Below are 24,887 nucleotides of genomic sequence, written 5' to 3'. Positions count from 1 at the left end.
CCTGCGAGCTTAGACGGATCGCGGGAGGATCGTCGGCGGGTGTTCGGCATCCGGAACGCTGGTGCTCCAGCCGCCGGGCACGGACCGCCCCTGCTGCTCGCGGAAGCGGATCGGGGCGGTGCCGACCCGGCGGGTGAAGAGCCGGGAGAAGTAGGCGGCGTCGTCGTAGCCGACGCGCCGGGCGACGGCGGCGACGGGCAGTTCGGTGGCGGCGAGGAGTTCCTTGGCGCGGCCGAGGCGGACGGTGAGCAGGTAGTCCTTGGGGCTGCAGCCGGCGGCGCGGCGGACGGCGGTGCGCAGTTCGGCGGGGGTCATGCCGTGCCGGGCGGCGTGTTCGGCGACGGAGAGGGGCTGGAAGGCGTCGCGGGCGAGGGCGGTGAGGACGGGGTCGCCGTCGGCGTTGGTGTCGGCGCGGGCGCGGCGCAGGGCGACGAGGAGTTCGTGGACGGCGGCGCCGGCCTCCACCTCCAGGAGGGGGTTGCCGGGGCGGGCGGCGCGGGCGATGCGGCCGATGGCGGCGCGGGCGGGGGCGGCGTCGGAGAGGGGGACGACGGGCCGGTCGGGTTCGATGTAGCCGAGTTCGGTGTACGTGGTGGTGGCGGGGCCGGAGAAGTCGACGAACGCCTCGTCCCAGCCGGTGCCGGGGTCGGCGCCGTAGTGGTGGGGGGTGTGGGGGGTGAGCCAGATCAGGGCCGGGGCGGTGACGGTGGTGCGCCGCCCGTCGGGGCCCCGGTACCAGCCGCCGCCCGCGGAGACGACGACGGCGACGTGGTGGTCGAGGGTGCGGGGTCCGACGGTGGGCAGGGTGCCGTGCTGGAGGCCGACGCCGAGGCAGACGAGGCCGAGGCGGTGGTGGACGGGGCTGGGCGTGAAGTAGCGCATCCAGGTGTGGTACATGCCGGGTGGTTCCTTCCGTGGCCCGTCGGTCCGGTTGCGTCGCGCCGGTGGGCCGTCTTCCTCGGCCCGTGCGGTTGCGGTCCGCCGTCCGGGCCTAACGTCCAAACCGCGACGATCTTTGTCCATGGACCGACGCGCCGCCAGGGAGTGAGGGTAAGGCCATGAGCACGTTCGCTGTGGGTGACGAGGACTTTCTGCTCGACGGGCGGCCGGTGCGGCTGCTCTCGGGGGCGCTGCACTACTTCCGGGTGCACGAGGCCCAGTGGGAGCACCGGCTCGGGATGCTGCGCGCGATGGGGCTCAACTGCGTGGAGACGTACGTCCCGTGGAACCTGTACGCGCCGGAGCCCGGCCGGTACGGGGACGTGGAGGAGCTGGGCCGGTTCCTGGACGCGGTGGGGCGGGCCGGGATGTGGGCGGTCGTGCGCCCCGGTCCGTACATCTGCGCCGAGTGGGAGAACGGCGGTCTGCCGCACTGGCTGACGGGTCCGCTCGGGCGGCGGGTGCGGACCCGGGACCCGGAGTTCCTGGCGCCGGTGGAGTCCTGGTTCCGGCGGCTGCTGCCGCAGGTGGTGGAGCGGCAGGTCGACCGGGGCGGGCCGGTGGTCCTGGTGCAGGTGGAGAACGAGTACGGGAGCTACGGCAGCGACCGGGACTACCTGGAGTGGCTGGCGGAGCTGCTGCGGGAGTGCGGGGTGAGCGTGCCGCTGTTCACCTCGGACGGCCCGGAGGACCACATGCTGACGGGCGGTTCGGTGCCGGGGGTGCTCGCGACGGTGAACTTCGGTTCGGGCGCGCGCGAGGGTTTCGGGGTGCTGCGGCGACACCAGCCGCGCGGGCCGCTGATGTGCACGGAGTTCTGGTGCGGCTGGTTCGACCACTGGGGTACGAAGCACGCGGTGCGGGACGCGGGGGACGCGGCGGCGGCGCTGCGGGAGATCCTGGAGTGCGGCGGTTCGGTCAACGTGTACATGGCGCACGGGGGGACGAACTTCGCGGGCTGGGCGGGGGCGAACCGGGACGGTTTCCTGCACGACGGACCGTTGCGGCCGACCGTGACGTCGTACGACTACGACGCGCCGGTGGACGAGGCGGGGCGGCCCACGGAGAAGTACTGGCGTTTCCGGGAGGTGTTCGCGGAGTACGCGGAGGGGCCGCTGCCGGAGGTTCCGGAGCCGCCGGCCCGGCTGGCGGGGCCGGTGCGGGGCAGTTTCGACGGGTGGGCCTCGCTGGACGGGGTCCTGGAGGCGCTGGGGGACGCGGAGGCGGTGGCGCCCGTGCCGCCGACCTTCGAGGAGCTGGGCGTGGACCGGGGGCTGGTGCGCTACCGGGTGGCGGTGCCGGGGCCCCGGGAGCCGTATCCGCTGGGGGTGACGGGGCTGCGGGACCGGGCGGTGGTGTACGTCGACGGGGTCCCGGCGGGGGTCCTGGACACGGGTGACGGGGAGGACGTGGCGCTGGCGGAGCCGGTGGCGGGTCCGGCGGTGGTGGACCTGTGGGTGGAGTCGCTGGGCCGGGTGAACTACGGGCCCCGGCTCGGGGAGCCGAAGGGGATCACCGGCGGGGTGCGGCACGAGCGGCAGTACCTGCACGGGGTACGGGCGCGGGGGCTGCGTCTGGACGCCTTCGGGGCGGGGGTGGACGGGGTGCCGTTCGAGCCGGGCGCGGACCACGGCGGCCCGGGGCTGCACCGGGGGACGCTGGAGGTGGCGGGCGCGGGGGACGCGGTGCTGCGGTTGCCGGGGTCGGGCCGGGGCTTCGCGTGGGTGAACGGTTTCTGCCTGGGCCGTTACTGGTCGGCCGGTCCGCAGGAGGCGCTCTTCGTGCCGGGTCCGGTGCTGCGGGAGGGCGCGAACGAGGTGTGGGTCCTGGCCCTCGAGGGCGGGGTGGGGGCGGGGGTGTGGCTGGAGCCGGTGTGACCGGGACGGTCGCGGTGTGTGGCGGTGACGGTCGCGGCGTGCGGCGGTGACGGTCGCGGCGTGCGGCGGTGACGGTGTGCGGCAGTCGCGGTGTGCGACGGTGGCGGCGTGCGGCAGCCCCGGCGTGCGACGGTCGCGGGCGGCGGGCCGGTCGCGGTGTCCCCGCTCGTACGTACCCGCCCGCTCCCGCCGGGCCGGGGCCCGGAGCGGTGTGCGCCGGGCCGGCCCACACCGGTCCGGCGCACGGGAGGGGTGTTCCGGAGCCGGGGTGTTCCGGAGTACCCGTTCGTGGGAGCCGCTACAGCGTGGCGGCGGCGGACTTGATCGCGGCGGCGAAGGTCGAGACCTCGGTGTAGACGCCGGGGTAGCCGGCCCGGGCACAGCCCTCGCCCCAGCTCACGATGCCGACCTGGATCCAGGCTCCGGCGTTGTCCCGGCGGAACATGGGGCCGCCGGAGTCGCCCTGGCAGGTGTCGGTGCCGCCCTGGGTGTAACCGGCGCAGATCTCCTCGGCGGGGACGAGGTCGCTGCCGTAGGAGGCCTGGCAGGAGGCGTCGGAGACGAACGGGACGGTCGCCTTGAGGAGGTAGCGCTGCTGCGCTCCGCCCTCGCGGGCGGCGCCCCAGCCGGCGATGGTGAAGGTGCCGGTGTTGTAGGCGGTGGTCTCGGCGATCTGCAGGTTGGGCAGCGAGGTGATGGGGCTGGCGAGCTTGATCAGGGCCCAGTCCTTGCCCTTGCCGTTGTAGCCGGGGGCCTGGAGGACCTTGGTGGACCTGACCTTGATGGCGCTGCCGCTCTGGAGGTCCACGACTCCGGCGGTGGCGGTGATGCCGGTGTTGTTGCCGGAGCCGCTCACGCAGTGGGCGGCGGTGAGGACGATCTGGGGGCTGATCAGCGAGCCGCCGCAGCCCATGGAGAGCCTGACCATCCAGGGGAACTCGCCCTGGGCGGCGCGGGTGCCGCCGACGACGGGGGTGGGGGCGGCGGAGGCGGTGGTGGGCTGGAGGCTGACGGCGGCGAGGACGACGGCGCCGGCCGCGGCCAGCTTCTGGAGCGTGCGGACCATTCTGTTCTGCTTCACGTGTCTGCCTTCTCTCGTGGGGGGTCGACCCTGACGGTTCATGACATGCGCCCGTCAAGGCGTGGTCCGCATTATGAACAGCGGTCAACTGACGTCACAAGGAAGCCTTTTCGGCCAGTTCCGATGAAGGGACCGTACAGTGGACAGGAGGGGGGAACCGGCATGCCGCACCGTCACGAGGCCGACCGTGTCGTCCACGGCTTCCCGCACCGGGCCGTGATCGGGGCCTCGCTCACCGCGCTCTACCGCCGCCTCTCCCCCGCCGGCGTGCACCGGTACCCGGTGAGCGTCCCGGCCTCCGACGTGGCCCTGGGCGCCGACGAGGACCTGCACCCGGGCACCCGGCGGGTGGCCCGCGCCCTCGTCCGGCACCTGCGGCTGCCCGAGGCCCGCATCGTGACGTCCTTCCGGCCGATGGAGTACGCCGGCACCGTCGAACTGACCTCCGGGCCCGAGTACTCCGTGGAGATACACGACCGCTTCCGGACCCGGCGCGGGGACGTCGGCGCGGTCCTCGCCCACGAGATCACCCACGTCCTGCTGCACCGGCTCGGCCTCCGCTTCCCCTCCACCGCCGAGAACGAGATCCTCACCGACGTGGCCGCCGCCTACCTGGGCGCGGGGTGGCTGCTGCTCGACGCGTACCGCGAGGACGGCGTCGAGTTCCAGAAGCTCGGCTACCTGACCCCGGAGGAGTTCGGCTACGTCCTGGCCAAACGGGCCGAGGTGTTCGGCGAGGACCCCTCGCCGTGGTTCACCGGCGCGGTGGCGTACGAGGCGTGGCTGCGGGGACGGGCCGAGGCCGCCCGGGAGCGGACGGCGCCGCCGCTCGCCGGGGCGGGCTGGGCCGAGCGCCGCCGGTACGGCAGGGAGCGGCGCCGGGGCAGGGCCGCCGAGGGCGCCCCGTACGCCTTCGGGGGCGGGGCCCCGGCGACCGGCGTCTCCTTCCGCTGCCCCGTCTGCCGGCAGCGCCTGCGGGTCCCGGCCGGGCGCGCGGTGCGGGCCCGGTGCGGGGTGTGCGGCACGGTCCTGGAGTGCGCGGCCTGACCCCTCCGCCGCCCGCGCGCCGCCGAGCGATTTGCGCCATGTGCCGACGGGGAGTCAGGGTCGGCGCATGAGTACGTTGTTCGACGCGATCCGGGCCGGGGACGAGGACGGGGCCGTACGGGCCCTGCGGGACGGGGCCGACCCCGAGGAACGGGAGGACGGGGAGACCGCCCTGTACCGGGCGGCCGTCGGCGGCGAGGCCGGGATCGTGCGGGTGCTGCTCGCCGCCGGGGCGGACCCCGGCCGGGGCAGCGGCGAGGAGGACGGCGACCTGCCGCTGTGCGGGGCGGCCTGCGGCGGACACGCCGACACGGCGCGGGCGCTGCTCGCGGCGGGCGCGGAGGCGGACCAGGAGGAGGCGTACGGCTTCACGGCCCTGGCCTGGGCCCTGCGGCTCGGATACGCCGACGTCGCGCGGCTCCTCCTGGAGCACGGCGCCGACCCCGACCGGCGCGGCCCCGACGGGCTCGACCCGCTCCTCGCCGCCGCCCGGCGCGGCTCCACCGGCTGCGTGCGGGCGCTCCTCGACCACGGTGCCGGGGGCAGGGAAGCCGCGCTGCGGGAGGCGCGGCGGTGGATCGGCGCCGACATCGCGGCCGAGCTGCGGCGCGGGCTCGTCGCGGGGAACGAGGGCGGGCAGACGTACGAGGCGGTCGTCCGCCGGGTCCGGGAGGACGGCGGGATCACGGTCGTGGTGGAGCTGCTGCGGGAGGACGGCGCGCCGGGGCGCGGCGACGACCGCCAGACGGGGCACGCGGCGATCGCCACGCTCCTGGAGTCCTCGCTCGGCCTGCGCGTCTCCGCCGAGGAGCTGGCGGGCCGGGCGCTGCGGCGGGGCGACACCGAAATCGACGACTGGACGACGGCGGTGGCCGAGCTGGTGCGCCGGGCCGACGAGGAGACCTTCGTGGCGGCGGCCGGCTGGTGCGCCTACCGCGACCCGCGGCGGCGGGCGCTCGGCGCGCGGGTGCTGGGCGCCCTGCCGGGGTTCGCGCAGAGCGCCCTGCCGGTCCTCGGGCGCCTGGCGGCGGAGTCCGCGGGCCCGGCGCGGGAGCCCGCCCTCTCGGTGGTGACGGCGCTCGGGGAGTGCGCGGACCCGGCGGGCGTGCCCGAGCTGCTCGCGGCCGCCGGGCATCCCGACCCGGTGGTGCGGCGGGCCGTCGCGAGCGCCCTCGCCGGGATCGTGCCGGCCGGGCACGTCGAGGCCCTGGGGGTGCTGCTCGCGCTGAGCCGGGACGGTGACGCCCGGGTGCGGGACTGGGCGACGCTCGCGCTCGCCGAACTGCCCGACGACACCCCGCTCGTACGGGAGGGGCTCGCGGAGCGGCTCGCCGATCCCGACCCGGAGACGGCGGCGGAGGCGGCGCGCGGGCTCGCGATCCGGCAGGACCCGCGCGCCGTCGACGCGCTCGCGTCGATCCTCGCCGACGGCGAGGCGGACGGCGCGGCGCGCGAGACGGCGCTCGCCGCCCTCGAACACGTCCGGGACCCCCGGGTCAGGACCCGTCTGGAGTGGACGACCCCGCGCCGCGGCTGACGGACGGGGTCGCGCGGCGGAGGCGAGGGGCGCGCCCCGGAGGACGGGCGGGCCGCGCGAGAGGCCCGCGCGGCCGAGGACGGGCGCGCCGCGCGAGGAACCCGTACGCGCGGAGCGGGCCGCGCCGACGGGTCCCGTACGACGGAGCGGGCCGCGCCGAGGGGCCCCGTACGACGGAGCGGGCCACGCCGAGGGGCCCCGTACGACGGAGCGGGCCACGCCGAGGGGCCCCGTACGACGGAGCGCGGGCGGCGCCGTGTCACGGCGCCGCCCGCGTGCGGGGCCGGGTCCGGGCCCCTGCCCCGTACTCCCCCGTTCCCGGGTTCCCTGGTTCCCGGGGTTACGTGTCGGTCGGCCTCGGCCGGGAGCCGCGCGGGCGGCCCGTCCCGGCCGTCGGACGCCCGCCGCGACCGGCGCCGGAGGCCGACGCGCGGCCGGAACCGGTGCCCCGGCCCGCGCCGGTGCCGCGCCCCGCGCCGCCCGCCGAGGCGGAACCGCGCGCCGAGCCCGTGGAGGTGCCGCCGGTGCCGGTGCCGCCGGAGGCCGGGCGACGGCGGCGACCGCCGCCGGTGCCGCCGCCGCTCCGGGACCCGGCCGGCTTGCGCGCCGGGGTCGGCTGCGGGACCTCGATGACGATCGGGACGCCCGAGGGCTCCCGGGCGCCGGTCAGCTCGGCCAGCTCCTCGTCGCTGGACTTGATCTGCGCCGTGCGGGGGCTGATGCCCGCGTTGGACATCAGCCGGCCCATGTCGCGCTTCTGCTCGGGCAGGACCAGGGTGAAGACGCTTCCGGACTCGCCGGCGCGGGCGGTGCGGCCGCCGCGGTGCAGGTAGTCCTTGTGGTCCATCGGCGGATCGACGTTCACGACCATGTCGAGGTCGTCCACGTGGATGCCGCGCGCGGCCACGTTCGTCGCGACGAGCGTGGTGACCTGGCCGCTCTTGAACTGGTCCAGGGTCCGGTTGCGCTGTGGCTGCGAACGCCCGCCGTGCAGTCCGGAGGCCCGCACGCCGTTGGCGAGGAGCCGCTTGACCAGCCGGTCCACGGACCGCTTGGTGTCCAGGAAGAGGATCGTCCGGCCGTCGCGGGCCGCGATCCGCAGCGTGACGGCCTTCTTGTCGGTCTCGTCCATCACGTACAGGACGTGGTGCTCCATGGTGGTCACCGCGCCGGCCGAGGGGTCGACCGAGTGCACGACCGGGTCGTCCAGGAACATCTTGACCAGCTTGTCGATGTTCCGGTCGAGGGTGGCGGAGAACAGCAGGCGCTGCCCGCCGGGCTCGACCTGCTTCAGGAGCTTGGTGACCTGCGGCAGGAAGCCCATGTCGGCCATCTGGTCGGCCTCGTCCAGGACGGTGACGGCGACCTGGTCGAGGCGGCAGTCGCCCCGGTCGATGAGGTCGGCGAGCCGGCCCGGGGTGGCGATCAGCACCTCGGCGCCGCGCCGCAGCGCGGAGGACTGCCGGGAGATCGACATGCCGCCGACGACCGTGGTGATCCTCAGCCGCAGGGCCCCGGCGTACGGGGTGAGGGCGTCGGTCACCTGCTGGGCGAGTTCGCGCGTGGGCACCAGGACCAGGGCGAGGGGCGCGGTCGGCTCGGCGCGGCGGCCCGCGGTGCGGGCGAGCAGGGCGAGGCCGAAGGCGAGGGTCTTGCCGGAGCCGGTACGTCCCCGGCCGAGCACGTCGCGGCCGGCCAGCGAGTTCGGCAGGGTCGCGGCCTGGATCGGGAACGGCTCCGTGACGCCCTGTTCGCCGAGGACCCGCAGCAGGGCCTCGGGCATGTCGAGGTCGGCGAAGGAGGCCACGGCGGGCAGCGCGGGCGTCACGGTCGCCGGCGGCGTGAACTCGCTGGGCGGCGGGGGCGTGGCGGGGCGGCGGCCGCCGCGGGCGGCCTTCGGCTGTGCCGCGGACTTCGCCCGGTCGGGACGGGGGCCGCGCTTGTGGGGGCGCTCGGAGCGGGTCATTCGTGCCTTTCTGGCCGGTGCGCCGCCGTGCCCTTCTGGCCGGTGCGCGGCGCAGCGGGGGCCCGCACCTGCGCGATGCGGGCCCCGGCTGCTCTTGTCCGGAGCACGCGGTGCGGGCTCCGGCTGTCCATCACCGGGGCACGCGGTGCGGCCCCGGTCCTGCGGCGGAGCACGCGGTGCGGGCTCCGGTCGTCTCTACCGGAACAATAGTGCGCCCCGGAACCTTCCCGCCCCGCCGTCCGGTGTCCGTCCGGCGCCCGGACGGACAGCGCCGGACGGACAGCGCCGGGCGGGGGCGCCGGACGGGGCCGGGCGGACCGGTCCGGACGTGGGCGACCTCACAGCCGCCGGGGTCCGGGCCCGGCCGCTCACCCCTCCTCGCGGGGCGGGGCGTCGTCGTTGCCGCGCCGGACCGTCCACGCGGAGCGTCCCGGCGTCCAGCAGCGGAGGACGATCTCCTCGCCCTCCACCCGGGTCCGCACGACCTCGGCCGGCTCCACCCGGAAGAGGTGGAACGGCAGGGGCGCCCCCGCCGCCGCCGCGTACCGCTCCAGCGCTCCGGGGTCGGTGATCTCGACTGCCCGCCCGGAGATCCGGACGTCCCCGCCGGCCATGTCGGTGCCGGGTCCGGGGTTGGCGAGGAGGGCGAACCGGGGGTCGCGGCGCAGGTCGAGCGCCTTGCGGGAGTTCGGCATCATGCCGAGCCACAGTTCGCCGTCGCGGAAGTCCGCCTCGATGCCGCTGAGGCGGGGCGAGCCGTCCTTCCGCACGGTGGCGAGGACGTGGTGGGTGTGCAGGCCGAAGCGTTCGCGCACGGTCGCGGCGAGTGCGGGTGCGGCGGCCTCGAAGGCCGGCCAGGTGGTCGTGGTGTCTCCCATGGTTCCAGGGAACACCGGATACCCGACACCTTCTGTCCGGTTTGCCGGGCCGCGTCGCGACGGGTCAGGAGGCGGCGGTGCGCTCCGCCCGGCTGCGCTCGACGCAGAACTCGTTGCCCTCGGGGTCCCCCAGGGTGGCCCAGCCGGTGCCGTCGGGGTTCCGGCGGTCGTCGAGGAGGGCGGCGCCGAGGCCGAGGAGCCGTTCGACCTCCTCGTCGCGGGTGCGGTCCTGCGGCTGGACGTCGAGGTGGACGCGGTTCTTCACCGCCTTCGGCTCGGGGACCCGGATGAAGAGGAGCCCGGCGCCGGGCGATTCGACGAGGACCTCGTCGTCACCGGGCGCGTCCTCGTCGGAGACCTCGGCGCCGAGGACCTCCGCCCAGAAGGAGGCGAGGGCGTAGGGGTCGGCGCAGTCGAAGGTCACGTGGCGTACGAGAGATGTCATGGGCCCAGGATCGCCGCCGGGTGCGGTCGGGCGCCACTCCATAACCACCGGGCGTCACTCTGGACAACCCCTCCCCCGTCGGGGCGGGGACCCGAGTGCCGTGAACGCCCCTTCTCCTTCTGGAATCATGGCCTTCCGGGGCAGATCGAGGAAAGCGGGGGCGCGTGGGCACGACAGCGGGACAGGAGACGAGGACGGGCACCCGTAGGGCTTTGCTGATCGGCGTCCGGGACACCCCGTTCCTGGAACGGAACCCACGCCTCACCACCCCCTACCCGTCCCTGCCCTGCGTCGACGAGGACGTGCAGCGGATCGGGACGGTCCTGAAGGAGTCGGACTATGAGGTGGTGGCCTTCCACCCGGGCCATCCCGACGAGGAACACCGTGACACCAGCAAGGACATGATCCTCGCGACCATGGTCGACTTCTTCCGTTCCTGCTCTCCCGGCGACACCGCCCTCGTGTACGTCTCCGGGCACGGCGTCGCGATCGACGGCCAGGACTACCTCCTGCCCTGGAGCGCCCGCGCCAGCGCGAACGGCGACTTGGTTCCCGCGACTCTCATCGCGACCACCGCCCCCGAACTCCTCGGCGGCGTCCCCGAGGGCGTGCCAGTCGTCGTGTGCCTGGACACCTGCCGGACCGAGACCTCCGGCTCCGCACCCAGGACGCGCAAGTCCCTGGTGGGAGACGAGTACGACGGCGTGGTGTGGCTGCGGGCCGCGAGCCGGGGGCAGGAGGCGTTCGCCGACCCGAAGCGGGGCAGCCACTTCGGCTTCGCCCTCGCCGAAGCCATGTCACCCGAACACCCCCCGCAGACCGTCGGGGAGATCGCCGACTTCGTCCGGACCCGGGTCAGGCCCCTCACCCAGAAGCTGCACGTCCCACCGCCCGCCGTTGAACTCAAGGCTGTCCTGGGGCGTGAAGACTGGGCGCGAGACCTGCCCCTGTGTCAGGGCTCCGAGGAGACCGTGCACTGGGCGGAGGTCCTGGAGCAGTCCGTCCTCTGGCAGTACACCTCGGGCGCTCCCGAGGTCCTCGCCCGGGTACGGGAGGCGCTCGGCGCGCTGGCCGCCGAAGTCGCCAGGAGTCGTATCGACACCCGGTCCGAACTCGCCACCCCCTGGCACGACCCCCACTACCTGGAACGGGTCGTTCACCTCCTAGGCCGACTCGTCGAGGATGCCCGCCTCCGGCCCGGCGAGTACCTGTCACCCGCCGAGACCGCCGCCCTCCTCGCCGCCCCGCTGCTGCACGAGGGCGTCGTTGCCGTCGCGCTCAGCGAACTCGCCTTCCTCCGTCCCGATCGGCTCGACCGGATGGAGGGCAACCGGGGCAAGGACCCCGCGGCCGGCCACGACCGGCTGGTCTGCGACGCCGCCGCCGACGTCTGCCGCGCCCATCCGCGCGTGACCGTCGCCGCCGCCACGCTGCGCACCCGCGGATTGCGCGACGCCGCCAAGGCGGCCGACCACTGGCTGCGCCACCGCTTCATCACCGACTGGGACCGGCTGTGGGACCGGAGCCATGAGGACTATCGCTCCGTCCACGCGCTCCTCGACATGGTGGTGACGGCCGTCTCGGCCGGCGCGGTCGGCCCGCACACCCAACGGACCCTCGTAGACCAGCACGTCCGCCGGGTCCTGCCGCACATGACGGTCGCCCCCGGGTCGAGCCCGCGCATCGACGATACCGGCAGCCCGGACTGGAGCCGCGACGACAAGCCCGTCCCCGGCAACGTCTGGCGGGAGCAGGAACTCGCCTACCTCCTGTGGCTGGCGTCCCTCCTCGCGGCGGACCCGCGCCGCATGTCAGGCGTGCTCGTTGACCACCTGGGCGCCCACCGCCCCCTCGTCCCCGCCGACGCCGTCGCCGCGCTCCTCACCCTGGACTGGGAGGCGGAGGAGCACGACCACCAGTCCCAGTACGCCCTCCGCCTCTCCTGCCCGCACCCCGCGCTGCACGCCGCGCTCGAAGAACTGGCGGAGACCGCCGACGCCTCCGTCCGCGACCGCCACCACCGCTGGCACAAAACCGGGCAGCCCGCCCCTCCCGACCTGCTGCGGGGCGTCCCCCGGAAGGTAACCACCCGACACCTCAATCCCGCCGACCGGAACTACACCAAGCCGCTGGAGCGCTTCCGCCTGGCCGAGGACGAGATCCGTCCGCTGCTCATGGGCACCCAGCTGTACGGCGACCGGATGCTGGCCGTGCGCGAGCTATACCAGAACGCCTTGGACGCCTGCCGCCATCGGCGGCTGCGGACCGAGTACGGCCGCTGCCGGAACCTGTTCCGCGGCCCCGAACCGGTTCTGGAGATCCGCTTCCGCCAGGGATACGAGGGCGACCGGGCATACATCGAGTGCGAGGATGTCGGCGCGGGCATGAGCCGCGAGAAGCTCACCTCCATGTTCGCCCGCGCGGGCCGACGGTACGCCCAGGACCCCGACTACGTGCAGGAACGCCGCAACTGGCGACGGGCCGGGATGAAACCGATCGCCTTCAACAGCCGTTTCGGCATCGGGGTGTTCAGCTACTTCATGCTGGCCGAGGAGGTCACGGTCGACACCGCCGCCGTCGACCCGCACGGCAATCAGATCCGTTCTGTCTCCCCGCTCCACGCCACTGTCCAGTCGGGCTCCGGCCTGCTCCAGATCGGCACGGCGGAGTGCGGCGGAGGACCGGACGACGGCGGCACGGTCGTCCGCCTCTACCTGAGCACGGAGCAGGACGAGGAGGATCCGCCGTCCGTGGTGGAGACGCTCCGGCGGCTGCTGTGGGTGAGCGAGTTCAGGGTGACGGCGGAGGAGCGGGACCGGGACGGGAACCCGCTCCGTTCCGAGACGTGGGAGCCGGGGATCCTCCGGGCGCCGGAAGAGCGCACCGAGGAGTGGTACGGGAACCCCGTACCGGCGGGGGACGGAAGCTGGATCGTCCAGGGCAAGGGGCAGCTGCTGCTCGACGGCGTCCTCGTCGAGGGCGCGCCTTCCGTCTACGGCTACGTCTTCAGCCTCCAGGAACGGCACCGTCCGGTACCCAGCGTGAACCGCAACTCCCTGCTCGAGTACGACACGCGGGCGGTGGAGGACGAACTCCTCGGAGCCGTGCCGGACGCGGCCCGCAGGTTGGAGTGGCTGTGGCTGGAATGGCTGTGGGAACTCGCGGAGAACGAACCCCGGCTGGTGGTGAAGCTGCTCGGGAGCACCCGGGCCGACGCCGTCGGTGTGATGGACACCCGAACGACCGAGCACAGCCTCGCCTCCGACTCCGTTCCCCTCAACCACACGGGCGTCCTCGCGATGGACTACGACTGCCTCCACGACGAAGGGAACCTCGCTCTCTGGCCGCAGGGCAGCCTCCGCGAGCGTGAGCTGATCCGGAGGTGGCGCTCGACGAAACTCGGAGTGGACCTCTACGGCAAGGCGCCGTTCGGACCCGAGGGATACCCCGAGCCCACAGGCATGGACGCGCTGCTCTTCTCCCGCGGGGCGTTCCACAGCGATTGGTCGTCCCCCCTGCGCGCGGCGGCGAATGCGGGCCTTCCCCTGGCGGAAACCGTCCGGGCGCTCCGCAGGTACGCGATCACCGGCGTCCGCGTGCCGGTCCCCCGGAGCATCCAAGCCCTGCGCGAGGCCGGGACGCCGACCGAGTACATGGTGGCCCTCCACCTGGCGTACGACCAGGCCGCACGCATCTCGGAGAGGGACGCCCTCCACCCCGCCGCCCATGCCCCTCTCCTGACCGTGGCCGCCGACTTTGAAGTGCCAGTGTCCCGGCTCCTGCCCGAGGTGGACGCCTTGGTGCGCCTCGGCGTCGGGATACCGGACATGAGCCGCCTGGACCCGGCCGGCCTGGGCATGAAGCTCCTCCCGTCGGAGGCTGCGCTGCTGGCCCGGATGACTCCGGACGGCACGGCGTGGCACGAGGGCACCCTCCATCCGGTCGACCTGCTCACCCGAGGCGACTCGGTCGCCCAGCGAGACCGCCTGACCGAACGGGTGAAGACACTGGAGTCGCTCGGCTTCGGCCTCGCCGACTCGGTGAACGAGGAGACCCTCACCCTCGACCCGCTCACCTCCTTCGAGCAGAAACTGCTCTCCCGCGACATCGACGCGGCAGGCCCCTGGCTTCCGGCCGGCGAGCTGACCATGTGGCAGCTCATCGACCGCGCCGCCCTGTTGAGGCGAACGCTCGGCCAGGTAGCGACGGATGTCGCCGCGCTCTCCGGCGCCTCGGGCGTCACCGTGCCGGAGGTCCCCGACCCGCAGTGCTCCTGGGCTCCGCCGTCTTGGGTGAGCCACTACAGACCCGCTGCTCCTCAGAGAAGGGCTCCGGTCGGCACCCCGCGTGAGGACTGGCGGCTGCTCTTCTCCGCCCACAAGGCCAAACCGCCGGTGTCGCCAGGGGAGTTCCGCGCGCAGCTCCTACAACTGGAGGCATGTGGTGTGCTGACGACGGCGATCGACGCCCTCGTGGAGCAGTTCGAGCGGCTCAGCCCTCCCCTCGTCATGCTCCTTGAGCACGTGTTCCCTCGGTGGTCGCACGACGAAGCCACCTGGGCCCTCCTCTCCGAGGACCTCGACCCCCTCCTGCTGCTGCGGATGGCCGCCGATCGCCGCACCACGCTCGGCGTCGTCGCTGACGAGCTGGAGCAGGTCGACTTCCGCCTTTCGCTGCGGCTTCCGGAACTCGACGAGGAGGCGCGCCACCTCGCTCCGGACGCCACCGAGATGGGGTTCCTCCTTCGGCAACATCGCGGAGGGCGGCCCGGCTTCAAGAAGAAGGTAGCCATCCGAGACCTGCTGCGACTCGCCCGCTCTCACCGCCTTTCCCTGCGCGGGGCCGCCGACGCCCTCGGCGCGTACCACTGCGTCGGCGGGCCGGAGCTGCCCAGCACTCCGAAGGAGCCGCTCGCCAAGCTGACGCCCACGCTCTTCGACCTCGTAGCCTTCGAGGACAGCCTGCTCGGCCCCGGTGTCCTCGGTCCCCTCGAACTGGTTCTCGTCGCCGGGCGGTTCGGCTGGACACTCGGTGAGACGCACGACCGGTACGCCCCCTTCGCGGCCCTCGGGCTGCGGGTCGAGGCCGCGCCGCGGGGCGAGGAGCGGGAGATCGTGCCCGGCTGGGCCGATGTCGTCGTACTCACCGAGCAGTTGACCGGCCGGGCGCCCGCCCTCACGGGAACCGTGCCGCCGGAGCACGTCGTCCTGTGCGCGGAGGAGACGGAGCGCACCGAGGACGAGGTCCTCGCACTGCTGCGGCCCTACGCCCGACTGTTCGCGCTCGACCTGCCCACCTCCGGAGGACGCCCATGAGTTCCGCCACGCCCTACCACGAGGGCGATCTACCGCCAGACCGGTTCCTGACGACCTTCCTCTGGGAGGTACGGGCGCCCGGCCGGGTCGAGGCCACCGGCGAATGTCCGCAGTGCCGGTGCGTGATCACCCCGTATTGGATGGATGTGCAGTACGTCGCCAAGGGCCCGACCGGATCGGATCGGAGGAAGTTCGACAACGGCGAGCCCAAGCCGGTGGTCTGCGCCTGTCCGGCCTGGCATGCGGGCCGACCCGCGTCGGTCCGCAACGGCTGCGGCTTCCTCTTCTACATCGCAATGCCGCCCAGGCGGCTGGGCCTCGCGTGGTAACCCCGGAGTTCACGCCCGACCAGATCCGCGAGGCTGAGCGGCGCGTGCGGGAGCTGGCGACTCCGCCGGAGCAGCTGCGGGCCGCGCTCCAGCAGGCCGAGGGGTACCGGAACTTCCTCACCACGCTCACCGGACTGCTCACCGTCGTCTTCGTGCTCAAGGGGCAGGAGAACCTGAGCAAGATGACCACCGGACCGAGGTGGTGGGTGATCGGACTGCTTGCCGGGGCCTTCCTGCTGTTGCTCGCCGCCTCCTGGCTGATGGTCTCCGCCGTGCACGAGCGACCGGGCCGCACGCTGCCCTCCGGCGCGGAGTACCTGCTGCGGTACGAGCGGGACCGGGCCCGTACCGTACGCCGGGCGACCGCCTGGGCCCGCTGGATGGGCCTCGTCGGTGTCCTCGCCGTCTCCGCCGCCTCGCTGGTCACCTGGATCTGGCCCGGAAAGAGCTGAGCCGGCAAGAGCTGAGAACGCGCATCGGCGCCCGCCCGGTTCGTCGGTCGGGGACGGGTCGGGGGGCGCCGTGCTCGGTTCCGTACGTCGTTGTACGGGACGTTCGGGGTGGTCCGGCCGGGTCAGACCGTCAGGGCGCGGTCCGTCGGGCGGATCGGGGCCGGCAGGGAGCTGGCGCCGGTCAGGTGGCGGTCCACGCCGCGGGCGGCGGAGCGGCCCTCGGCGATGGCCCAGACGATGAGCGACTGGCCGCGGCCGGCGTCACCGGCGACGAAGACGCCGTCGACGTTGGTGGCGAAGTCCGCGTCGCGGGCGATGTTGCCCCGCTCGTCCAGCTCCAGGCCGAACTGCGCGACCAGGCCGTTCTCCACGTCCGTGCCGGTGAAGCCCATGGCGAGGGTGACCAGCTGGGCGGGGATCTTCCGCTCCGTGCCCGGCTTCTGGGTCAGTCTGCCCTCGACGAACTCGACCTCGACGAGGTGGAGGAACTGGACGTTGCCGTCCTCGTCGCCCTCGAAGTGGGTGGTGGAGACGGAGTAGACCCGCTCGCCGCCCTCCTCGTGCGCCGAGGTGACCTTGTAGAGCATGGGGAAGGTCGGCCAGGGCTGGCCGGCGTTCCGCTCCTCGCCCGGCTTCGGCATGATCTCCAGCTGCGTGACCGAGGCCGCGCCCTGGCGGTGGGCCGTGCCGACGCAGTCGGCGCCGGTGTCGCCGCCGCCGATGACGACGACGTGCTTGCCCTCGGCGGTGATCGGCGGGGCGACGAAGTCGCCCTCGACCACCTTGTTGGCGAGCGGCAGGTACTCCATCGCCTGGTGGACGCCGTTCAGCTCGCGGCCGGGAACGGGCAGGTCGCGGGCGGTGGTGGCGCCGGCGGCGATGACGACCGCGTCGAACCGCTTGCGCAGGTCCGTCGCCGTCAGGTCGCGGCCGATCTCGATGCCGGTGCGGAACTTGGTGCCCTCCGCGCGCATCTGCTCGATGCGGCGGTTGATGTGCCGCTTCTCCATCTTGAACTCGGGGATGCCGTAGCGCAGCAGGCCGCCGATGCGGTCGGCGCGCTCGTACACGACCACGGTGTGGCCGGCCCGGGTGAGCTGCTGGGCGGCGGCGAGGCCCGCGGGGCCCGAGCCGATGACGGCGGCGGTCTTGCCGGAGAGGCGCTCGGGCACCTGCGGCCTGACGTCGCCCCCGTCCCACGCCTTGTCGATGATGGAGACTTCGACGTTCTTGATGGTGACGGGCGGCTGGTTGATGCCGAGCACGCACGCGGCCTCGCAGGGGGCGGGGCAGAGGCGGCCGGTGAACTCCGGGAAGTTGTTGGTGGCGTGCAGGCGTTCCTGCGCCGCCGACCAGTCCTCGCGGTAGGCGTAGTCGTTCCACTCGGGGATCAGGTTCCCGAGGGGGCAGCCGTTGTGGCAGAACGGGATGCCGCAGTCCATGCAGCGGCCGGCCTGCTTGCTGATGATCGGCAGCAGGGAGCCGGGGACCTGCACCTCGTTCCAGTCGCGGACGCGTTCGGCCACGGGACGGGTCTCGGCGACCTCGCGGCCGGTGGTGAGGAAGCCCTTCGGATCAGCCATGGGTCGCCGCCTCCATCATCTTCTCGGTGGTCTCGGCCTCGGAGAGGCCGGCGAGCTCGGCGGCGTCCTTGGCGGCGAGCACGGCCTTGTACGTGGTGGGGATGATCTTGCTGAAGCGGGCCGCGGCGGCGTCCCAGTCGGCGAGGAGCTTCCGGGCGACGGTGGAACCGGTCTCCTCGTGGTGGCGGCGCACGACCTCGTGCAGCCACTCCGCGTCGGCGTCCGACGGGGTTTCGATCGCGCCCAGGTTCCCGGCGTTGACGTTGTCCCGGTCGAGGTCGATCACGTAGGCGACGCCGCCCGACATGCCGGCCGCGAAGTTGCGTCCGGTCTCGCCGAGGACGACGGCCGTGCCGCCGGTCATGTACTCGCAGCCGTGGTCGCCGACGCCCTCGGAGACGACGAGCGCGCCGGAGTTGCGGACGCAGAACCGCTCGCCGGTGCGGCCGCGGAGGAACAGCTCGCCGCCGGTCGCGCCGTACGCGATGGTGTTGCCCGCGATGGTGGAGTACTCGGCCAGGTGGTCGGCGCCCCGGTCGGGGCGGACGATCACGCGGCCGCCGGAGAGGCCCTTGCCGACGTAGTCGTTGGCGTCGCCCTCCAGACGGAGGGTGACGCCGCTCGGCAGGAAGGCGCCGAAGGACTGGCCGGCGGAGCCGGTGAAGGTGATGTCGATGGTGTCGGCCGGGAGCCCCGCGCCGCCGAACCTCTTCGTCACGTGGTGGCCGAGCATGGTGCCGACCGTGCGGTTGATGTTGCGGATGGCGACCTGGGCGCGGACCGGCCGGGCCTCCTCGGCGGAGGGGGCGTCGAGGGCCTCGGCGGCGAGCTGGACCAGCTCGTTGTCGAGGGCCTTCTCCAGGCCGTGGTCCTGCTCGATCAGGGCGTGGCGGACCGCGCCCTCGGGCAGCTCGGGCACGTGGAAGAGCGGGGTCAGGTCGAGGCCCTGCGCCTTCCAGTGGGTGACGGCGCGGTCGGTGTCGAGCAGCTCGGCGTGGCCGACGGCCTCTTCGAGGGTGCGGAAGCCCAGTTCGGCGAGGATCTCGCGGACCTCCTCGGCGATGAACTCGAAGAAGTTGACGACGAACTCGGGCTTGCCGGAGAAGCGGTCGCGCAGGACCGGGTTCTGGGTGGCGATGCCGACCGGGCAGGTGTCGAGGTGGCAGACGCGCATCATGACGCAGCCGGAGACGACGAGGGGGGCGGTGGCGAAGCCGAACTCCTCGGCGCCGAGCAGCGCGGCGATGACGACGTCGCGGCCGGTCTTGAGCTGGCCGTCGGTCTGGACGACGATCCGGTCGCGCAGGCCGTTGAGCAGCAGGGTCTGCTGGGTCTCGGCGAGGCCGAGCTCCCAGGGGCCGCCCGCGTGCTTGAGGGAGGTGAGCGGGGAGGCGCCCGTTCCGCCGTCGTGGCCGGAGATGAGGACGACGTCCGCGTGGGCCTTGGAGACGCCGGCCGCGACCGTGCCGACGCCGACCTCGGAGACCAGCTTCACGTGGATGCGGGCGGCCGGGTTGGCGTTCTTGAGGTCGTGGATGAGCTGGGCGAGGTCCTCGATGGAGTAGATGTCGTGGTGCGGCGGCGGGGAGATCAGGCCGACGCCGGGCGTCGAGTGACGCGTCCTGGCGACCCACGGGTAGACCTTGTGGCCGGGCAGCTGGCCGCCCTCGCCGGGCTTGGCGCCCTGGGCCATCTTGATCTGGATGTCGTCGGCGTTGACGAGGTACTCGCTGGTGACGCCGAAGCGGCCGGAGGCGACCTGCTTGATGGAGGAGCGGCGGGCCGGGTCGTGGAGGCGGTCCGGGTCCTCGCCGCCCTCGCCGGTGTTGGACTTGCCGCCCAGCCGGTTCATGGCGATGGCGAGGGTCTCGTGCGCCTCCTTGGAGATGGAGCCGTACGACATGGCGCCGGTGGAGAAGCGCTTGACGATCTCGGAGGCCGGCTCGACCTCGTCGAGGGGGACCGGGGCGCGGTCCCCGGTGGCGAAGCCGAAGAGGCCGCGGAGCGTCATCAGCCGCTCGGACTGCTCGTTGACCCGCTCGGTGTACTTCTTGAAGATGTCGTACCGCTTGCTGCGCGTGGCGTGCTGGAGGCGGAAGACGGTCTCGGGGTCGAACAGGTGCGGCTCGCCCTCGCGGCGCCACTGGTACTCGCCGCCGATGTCCAGGGCGCGGTGCGCCGAGGCGACGCCGGAGACGGGGTACGCCTTGGCGTGGCGGGCGGCGACCTCCTGGGCGACGACGTCGATGCCGGCGCCGCCGATCTTGGTGGCCGTGCCGTTGAAGTACGTGGCGACGAAGTCGTCGTCCAGGCCGACGGCCTCGAAGACCTGGGCGCCCCGGTAGGAGGCGACGGTGGAGATGCCCATCTTGGACATGACCTTGAGGACGCCCTTGCCGAGGGCGTGGATCAGGTTCCGGATGGCCTGCTCGGGCTCCAGGCCCTCGATGAAGGTGCCGGCGCGGACCAGGTCCTCGACGGACTCCATGGCGAGGTACGGGTTGACCGCCGCGGCGCCGTAGCCGATGAGCAGGGCGACGTGGTGGACCTCGCGGACGTCGCCGGCCTCCACGAGCAGGCCCACCTTGGTGCGCTGCTTGGTGCGGATGAGGTGGTGGTGGACGGCCGCGGTGAGGAGCAGCGAGGGGATCGGGGCGTGCTCGGCGTCGGAGTGCCGGTCGGAGAGGACGACGAGGCGGGCGCCGCCCTCGATGGCGGTGTCGGCCTCGGCGCAGATCTCCTCGATGCGGGCGGCGAGGGCGTCGCCGCCGCCGGAGACCCGGTAGAGGCCGGAGAGGGTGACGGCCTTCATGCCGGGCATGTCGCCGTCGGCGTTGATGTGGATGAGCTTGGCCAGCTCGTCGTTGTCGATCACCGGGAAGGGCAGGGTGACGCTGCGGCACGACACGGGGGTCGGTTCGAGCAGGTTGCCCTGGGGGCCGAGCGAGGAGCGCAGGGAGGTGACCAGCTCTTCGCGGATGGCGTCGAGCGGCGGGTTGGTGACCTGCGCGAAGAGCTGGGTGAAGTAGTCGAAGAGCAGCCGGGGGCGGGCGGAGAGGGCCGCGATCGGCGAGTCGGTGCCCATGGAGCCGAGCGGTTCGCCGCCGGTGCGGGCCATCGGGGCGAGGAGGACGCGCAGCTCCTCCTCGGTGTAGCCGAAGGTCTGCTGGCGGCGGGTGACCGAGGCGTGGGTGTGCACGACGTGCTCGCGCTCGGGCAGGTCGGAGAGCTCGATCTCGCCGGTCTCCAGCCACTCCCCGTAGGGGTGCTCGGCGGCGAGGGCGGCCTTGATCTCGTCGTCCTCGACGATGCGGTGCTCGGCGGTGTCGACGAGGAACATCCTGCCGGGCTGGAGGCGGCCCTTGCGGACGACCCGGGCGGGGTCGATGTCGAGGACGCCGACCTCGGAGGAGAGGACGACGAGGCCGTCGTCGGTGACCCAGTAGCGGCCGGGGCGCAGCCCGTTGCGGTCGAGGACCGCGCCGACCTGGACGCCGTCGGTGAAGGTGACGCAGGCCGGGCCGTCCCAGGGCTCCATCAGCGTGGCGTGGTACTGGTAGAAGGCGCGGCGGGCCGGGTCCATGGTCTCGTGGTTCTCCCACGCCTCCGGGACCATCATCAGGACCGCGTGCGGCAGCGAGCGGCCGCCGAGGTGGAGGAGCTCCAGGACCTCGTCGAAGGAGGCCGAGTCGGAGGCGTCCGGGGTGCAGACCGGGAAGATCCGCTCCAGCGAGCCGTCCCCGAGGACGTCGGAGGCGAGCTGGGCCTCGCGGGCGGACATCCAGTTCCGGTTGCCCTTGACCGTGTTGATCTCGCCGTTGTGGGCGACGAAGCGGTACGGGTGGGCCAGCGGCCAGCTGGGGAAGGTGTTCGTGGAGAACCGGGAGTGGACCAGGGCCACGGCGGTGGCGCAGCGGCGGTCCGACAGGTCCGGGAAGAAGGGCTCCAGCTGTCCGGTGGTCAGCATGCCCTTGTAGACGAGGGTGCGGGCGGAGAGCGACGGGAAGTAGGTCGCGGCCTCGCGCTCGGCGCGCTTGCGCAGGACGAACGCCTTGCGGTCCAGGGCGACGCCGGTGGCCGTGCCGGCGGCGTCCGCGACGAAGAGCTGGCGGAAGACCGGCATGGTGGCGCGGGCGGAGGCGCCGAGCAGCTCGGGGGTGACGGGGACCTCGCGCCAGCCGAGGACGGTCAGGCCCTCCTCGGCGGCGATCTCCCCGATCCTCGCGACGGTGGCGTCGGTGCCGTCCACGGGGAGGAAGGCGGTGCCCACGGCGTAGGCGCCGGCTTCGGGGAGCCCGAATCCGGCGACCTCGCGGAGGAAGGCGTCGGGGACCTGGAGGAGGATGCCGGCGCCGTCGCCGGAGTCGGCCTCGGCGCCGGTGGCGCCACGGTGTTCGAGGTTGCGCAGCACGGTCAGCGCCTGCTCCACCAGCTCGTGGCTCGGTACACCGGTGAGGGTGGCCACGAACCCGACACCGCAGGCGTCGTGTTCGTTGCGGGGGTCGTACATCCCCTGCGGAGCGGGGCGACCGTCCATGGGCGACCAGGCGTCGGAACGCATCGGCTCTCCCGTCGTCGTCGTGGCTTGGGGCACCTCCCAGACCGAAGTCTGGGGGAGTGACTACCGAGGGACGACGCTGGCCCTCCGCAAAATTTCGTGCAGGTTACATGATGGATGGCTTCTCGCGAAGCGGATAGTTCGTTCCAGCATGCGGACACCGTCGGTGCGCGGCGGCGGGGTGTTCCCCGTGGGGGGACGCGGCGGCGGAGCCTGTCCCGCAGGGGCGGATCGGGGGTGCGAGGGGTTTTCCGGTCTTCCGGCGAGCCGTCACGGATACGGGCTTCGTTGCCCAGTGACGCTCCTGCCTCTTTCCCCCTGCCCAGGGATGCGAAACCGCCGGGTAACCGGCTCGATATGTGGCGTCCCGCATAGTGTCCCACCACGACGGCGGATCGGCACAGGGAGATACGTCACAGCGATCCCGCGGCTTATGTCCGTCCGGGCCCCGCCTCCGGGGACGAGGGGGGCCGGGGCGGGGCCGCATGGGTATACGGAGCGACCCATGGGGCCGTACGGGTGGCGCGGACGACGTGGGAACGACGCGGGGCGGCCGGACCCGACGGGCGGGGCACGGGCGGGCGCGGGGTCGCCGGGCACGGCGGGGCGGGCCCGCGCCGGGCGCGGCGGGCCCCGGGCGCCGGGCGCCGCACGCGGGCTACAGGGCCGCGCCGAGGAGCATGCCGAGCCCGTACGTGACGGCCGCGGCGGCGCCGCCCAGGACGAGCTGGCGCATGCCGCTGAAGAGCCAGCCCCGGGCGGTCACCCGGGCCACCAGGGCGCCGCAGGCGAAGAGGCCGAGGAGCGCCAGGAGGACGGCGGGCCAGAGGGTGGTCGCGCCGAGCAGGTACGGCAGGACCGGCAGCAGCGCGCCGAGCGCGAACGAGCCGAACGACGAGACGGCGGCGACCGTCGGCGACGGCAGGTCGTCGGGGTCGATGCCGAGCTCTTCGCGGGCGTGGATCTCCAGGGCCCGCTCGGGGTCCTTCGACAGCTGCATCGCGACCTCGCGGGCGAGGGCGGGCTCGACGCCCCGGGAGACGTAGAGCGCGGCCAGCTCCTCCATCTCGTCCACCGGATGCTTGCTCAACTGGGCTCGCTCGACGTCCAGTTCGGCCTGGACCAGCTCGCGCTGCGAGGCGACGGAGGTGTACTCGCCCGCGGCCATCGAGAAGGCGCCGGCGGCGAGGCCCGCGAGGCCGGTGACGACGACGACCCCCGGGGAGACCGAGCCGCCGGCGACACCGGTCATGAGGGCGAGGTTGGACACGAGGCCGTCCATCGCGCCGAAGACGGCGGGACGCAGCCAACCGCCGTTCACGTCGCGGTGGGTGTGGTTGTCGCGGTGGGCCTCGTGCAGTGGCGCCTGGGCCTCGATGACCGACATGGTTCTCCCCTCGTTCCGGCGGGCCCGAACGCGCCCGCCTCCCCCTTGCGTACCCTCGAAACTACGCTCGATGTAAGGGTCGCGCCAGCAAGGCAGGGCGTACTTACTAAGGTCCGCCTCAGTCGCCGGCCCCTCTCCCGGCGCGGTGTCGGGCGGGTGACAGCGGCGTTCGCGCGGCGAGTTGACGACCCGGGGCGGCACGGGTCCGGGCGGCGGGGCGCCGCCGGTGCGCGCCGCCCCGGCTCGCGGGGACGGACCCGGTGGAACTCGCCGGACCGCCCGGAGCCGCGGAACCGGCCGCCCCAGGTGGACAATTCCGGGCATGACCCCCACCGCGAACGTACCCGGTCTGGACGACCGGATCACCGGCAGCCTCCTCGGGGCCGCCGTCGGCGACGCGCTCGGCGGCCCCGTCGAGGGCTGCACCCCCGAGCAGATCCTGGAGCGCCACGGCGGCCGCGTCACCGGGATCGTCGACCCATGGAACGGTGACGACCGGCGCACCGCCCGCCCCGCCGCCCCGTGCCGCGAGGGCGACGGGCACGTCACCGACGACACCCTGATGACCCACGCCCTGATCCGGGTGTACGAGAAGGTCCGCGACCACCTCGACGCGTACGCGGTCGCCGACCACCTCGTCCCCGAACTCATGAACTTCCCCGCCTGGATTCCGGAGCCGGAGGCCGAGGCGCTGCCCCTCCAGCGGCTCCTCCTCGCCGAGAAGTGGGTCGTGACCCGGCTCCACTACGGCCACGTGGACCCGCGCGAGGCCGGCAACGGCAACATCGTCAACTGCGGCGCCGCGATGTACATGGCCCCGGTCGGGCTCGTGAACGCGGGCCATCCGCGGGCCGCCTACGCCGAGGCCCTGGACATTACGGGCGCGCACCAGTCCTCGTACGGCCGGGAGGCGGCGGGCGTGTTCGCGGCGGCGGTGGCCGCGGCCTGCGCGCCGGGCGCCACACCGGTCTCGGTGGTGGACACGGTCCTGTCGCTGGCGAAGGACGGGACGGAGGCGGCGATCGAGGCGGTCGCCGAAGTCGCCTGCCGGTACACGGACTTCGAGTCCGCCCTGGCCCCCCTCCGCAAGGCGGTGGCCCCCTTCGACACGGTCGGCCCCGACTACCGCGCGCCGTCGCTCGGTGCCCGGCGTCCCTCCCGGCTCCACTCGATCGAGGAGCTGCCGATCGCCCTCGGGATGCTGCTCGTCGGCGGGGGCGACTTCCGGCACACGGTCCTGGGCGCGGTCAACTACGGCCGGGACTGCGACTCGATCGCCGCGATGGCGGGCGCGATCGTGGGCGCGCTGCACGGCGAACCGGCCGTGCCCGCCGACTGGGCGAAGCGGGTGACGGAGGCGAGCCGCCTCGATCCGCACGCCCCGGCGCGGACCCTGGCCGGAGTCGCCCGCGAGGTGTTCGCGCGGGACGCGGAGGCGCGCCGGGCGCACGAGACGGCGTTCGCGGCGCTGACGGGCGCGGACCGGTGACCCT

General features: G+C 73.7%; 15 protein-coding genes. 7 read left to right on the top strand and 8 right to left on the bottom strand.

All coding sequences use genetic code 11. The features are described from left to right. Positions 1–9 precede the first annotated feature (9 nt). The gene (locus tag ACFYZY_RS09835; RefSeq protein ID WP_388691595.1) at positions 10–897 is read right to left on the bottom strand and encodes a helix-turn-helix domain-containing protein; all 888 of its coding nucleotides are present in this window, start codon (positions 895–897) and stop codon (positions 10–12) included. A 161-nt stretch (positions 898–1,058) separates the two neighbouring features. Between ACFYZY_RS09835 and ACFYZY_RS09830 the strand changes: the two genes are divergently transcribed. Beyond that, positions 1,059–2,816 carry a beta-galactosidase family protein gene (locus ACFYZY_RS09830; RefSeq protein WP_388691593.1) on the top strand — a complete coding sequence of 586 codons (1,758 nt, stop codon included), beginning with the start codon at positions 1,059–1,061 and terminating at the stop codon, positions 2,814–2,816. A gap of 298 nt (positions 2,817–3,114) precedes the next feature. On the opposite strand, the gene ACFYZY_RS09825 is transcribed toward ACFYZY_RS09830, so the two are convergent. Next, complete coding sequence (locus ACFYZY_RS09825) at positions 3,115–3,882, bottom strand: S1 family peptidase (protein WP_388691954.1); 768 nt, start codon at positions 3,880–3,882, stop codon at positions 3,115–3,117. Between the two features lie 177 nt (positions 3,883–4,059). On the opposite strand from ACFYZY_RS09825, the gene ACFYZY_RS09820 reads away from it, so the two are divergent. After that, positions 4,060–4,944, top strand: coding sequence for a hypothetical protein (locus ACFYZY_RS09820; RefSeq protein ID WP_388691591.1), 885 nt, complete (start codon positions 4,060–4,062; stop codon positions 4,942–4,944). Positions 4,945–5,011: 67 nt separating this feature from the next. After that, positions 5,012–6,481 (top strand): ankyrin repeat domain-containing protein, encoded by a 1,470-nt coding sequence (locus ACFYZY_RS09815; RefSeq protein WP_388691588.1) that lies wholly within the window; start codon positions 5,012–5,014, stop codon positions 6,479–6,481. A 340-nt stretch (positions 6,482–6,821) separates the two neighbouring features. On the opposite strand, the gene ACFYZY_RS09810 is transcribed toward ACFYZY_RS09815, so the two are convergent. The 3 genes from ACFYZY_RS09810 to ACFYZY_RS09800 form a co-directional block, all read right to left on the bottom strand. Beyond that, positions 6,822–8,447 (bottom strand): DEAD/DEAH box helicase, encoded by a 1,626-nt coding sequence (locus ACFYZY_RS09810; protein WP_388691585.1) that lies wholly within the window; start codon positions 8,445–8,447, stop codon positions 6,822–6,824. Positions 8,448–8,815: 368 nt separating this feature from the next. Beyond that, entirely contained in the window at positions 8,816–9,325 is a 510-nt protein-coding gene (locus ACFYZY_RS09805) for a pyridoxamine 5'-phosphate oxidase family protein (RefSeq protein ID WP_388691582.1), read from the bottom strand. A 64-nt stretch (positions 9,326–9,389) separates the two neighbouring features. Continuing rightward, the gene (locus ACFYZY_RS09800; RefSeq protein ID WP_388691579.1) at positions 9,390–9,770 is read right to left on the bottom strand and encodes a VOC family protein; all 381 of its coding nucleotides are present in this window, start codon (positions 9,768–9,770) and stop codon (positions 9,390–9,392) included. Between the two features lie 164 nt (positions 9,771–9,934). Here ACFYZY_RS09800 and ACFYZY_RS09795 point away from each other — a divergent pair, with 164 nt between their 5' ends. The 3 genes from ACFYZY_RS09795 to ACFYZY_RS09785 are packed head-to-tail and all read left to right on the top strand — an operon-like array spanning position 9,935 to position 15,866. Beyond that, entirely contained in the window at positions 9,935–15,085 is a 5,151-nt protein-coding gene (locus tag ACFYZY_RS09795) for a caspase family protein (protein WP_388691576.1), read from the top strand. After that, positions 15,082–15,414 (top strand): hypothetical protein, encoded by a 333-nt coding sequence (locus ACFYZY_RS09790; RefSeq protein WP_388691574.1) that lies wholly within the window; start codon positions 15,082–15,084, stop codon positions 15,412–15,414. The genes ACFYZY_RS09795 and ACFYZY_RS09790 overlap by 4 nt, the downstream gene beginning before the upstream one ends. Further along, positions 15,408–15,866: a hypothetical protein gene (locus ACFYZY_RS09785; RefSeq protein ID WP_388691571.1), complete on the top strand. Its 459-nt coding sequence runs from the start codon at positions 15,408–15,410 to the stop codon at positions 15,864–15,866. The genes ACFYZY_RS09790 and ACFYZY_RS09785 overlap by 7 nt, the downstream gene beginning before the upstream one ends. 122 nt (positions 15,867–15,988) lie before the next feature. Here the strand turns inward: ACFYZY_RS09785 and ACFYZY_RS09780 are convergent, their stop codons facing one another. The 3 genes from ACFYZY_RS09780 to ACFYZY_RS09770 form a co-directional block, all read right to left on the bottom strand. Further along, the gene (locus ACFYZY_RS09780) at positions 15,989–17,449 is read right to left on the bottom strand and encodes a glutamate synthase subunit beta (protein WP_388691569.1); all 1,461 of its coding nucleotides are present in this window, start codon (positions 17,447–17,449) and stop codon (positions 15,989–15,991) included. Further along, positions 17,442–22,010: a glutamate synthase large subunit gene (gene gltB / locus ACFYZY_RS09775; RefSeq protein WP_388691566.1), complete on the bottom strand. Its 4,569-nt coding sequence runs from the start codon at positions 22,008–22,010 to the stop codon at positions 17,442–17,444. The genes ACFYZY_RS09780 and gltB overlap by 8 nt, the downstream gene beginning before the upstream one ends. A 655-nt stretch (positions 22,011–22,665) precedes the next feature. After that, a complete protein-coding gene (locus ACFYZY_RS09770) occupies positions 22,666–23,394 on the bottom strand; it encodes a VIT1/CCC1 transporter family protein (protein WP_388691564.1) in 729 nt (242 codons plus the stop codon). 322 nt (positions 23,395–23,716) lie between these two features. On the opposite strand from ACFYZY_RS09770, the gene ACFYZY_RS09765 reads away from it, so the two are divergent. Beyond that, positions 23,717–24,883 (top strand): ADP-ribosylglycohydrolase family protein, encoded by a 1,167-nt coding sequence (locus ACFYZY_RS09765; RefSeq protein ID WP_388691561.1) that lies wholly within the window; start codon positions 23,717–23,719, stop codon positions 24,881–24,883. The last annotated feature ends 4 nt before the right edge of the window (positions 24,884–24,887 follow it).

This window comes from Streptomyces sp. NPDC001744 (genome assembly GCF_042892575.1).
Lineage (GTDB): Bacteria > Actinomycetota > Actinomycetes > Streptomycetales > Streptomycetaceae > Streptomyces.
This window is presented reverse-complemented; position numbering and strand designations above follow the sequence as displayed.

Coding starts and splice junctions, on each gene's coding strand:
- ACFYZY_RS09810 (WP_388691585.1), bottom strand. CDS start 8,447: ATGACCCGCTCCGAGCGCCCCCACAAGCGCGGCCCCCGTCCCGACCGG.
- ACFYZY_RS09815 (WP_388691588.1), top strand. CDS start 5,012: ATGAGTACGTTGTTCGACGCGATCCGGGCCGGGGACGAGGACGGGGCC.
- ACFYZY_RS09835 (WP_388691595.1), bottom strand. CDS start 897: ATGTACCACACCTGGATGCGCTACTTCACGCCCAGCCCCGTCCACCAC.
- ACFYZY_RS09765 (WP_388691561.1), top strand. CDS start 23,717: ATGACCCCCACCGCGAACGTACCCGGTCTGGACGACCGGATCACCGGC.
- ACFYZY_RS09790 (WP_388691574.1), top strand. CDS start 15,082: ATGAGTTCCGCCACGCCCTACCACGAGGGCGATCTACCGCCAGACCGG.
- ACFYZY_RS09780 (WP_388691569.1), bottom strand. CDS start 17,449: ATGGCTGATCCGAAGGGCTTCCTCACCACCGGCCGCGAGGTCGCCGAG.
- ACFYZY_RS09830 (WP_388691593.1), top strand. CDS start 1,059: ATGAGCACGTTCGCTGTGGGTGACGAGGACTTTCTGCTCGACGGGCGG.
- ACFYZY_RS09825 (WP_388691954.1), bottom strand. CDS start 3,882: ATGGTCCGCACGCTCCAGAAGCTGGCCGCGGCCGGCGCCGTCGTCCTC.
- ACFYZY_RS09805 (WP_388691582.1), bottom strand. CDS start 9,325: ATGGGAGACACCACGACCACCTGGCCGGCCTTCGAGGCCGCCGCACCC.
- ACFYZY_RS09770 (WP_388691564.1), bottom strand. CDS start 23,394: ATGTCGGTCATCGAGGCCCAGGCGCCACTGCACGAGGCCCACCGCGAC.
- ACFYZY_RS09820 (WP_388691591.1), top strand. CDS start 4,060: ATGCCGCACCGTCACGAGGCCGACCGTGTCGTCCACGGCTTCCCGCAC.
- gltB (WP_388691566.1), bottom strand. CDS start 22,010: ATGCGTTCCGACGCCTGGTCGCCCATGGACGGTCGCCCCGCTCCGCAG.
- ACFYZY_RS09800 (WP_388691579.1), bottom strand. CDS start 9,770: ATGACATCTCTCGTACGCCACGTGACCTTCGACTGCGCCGACCCCTAC.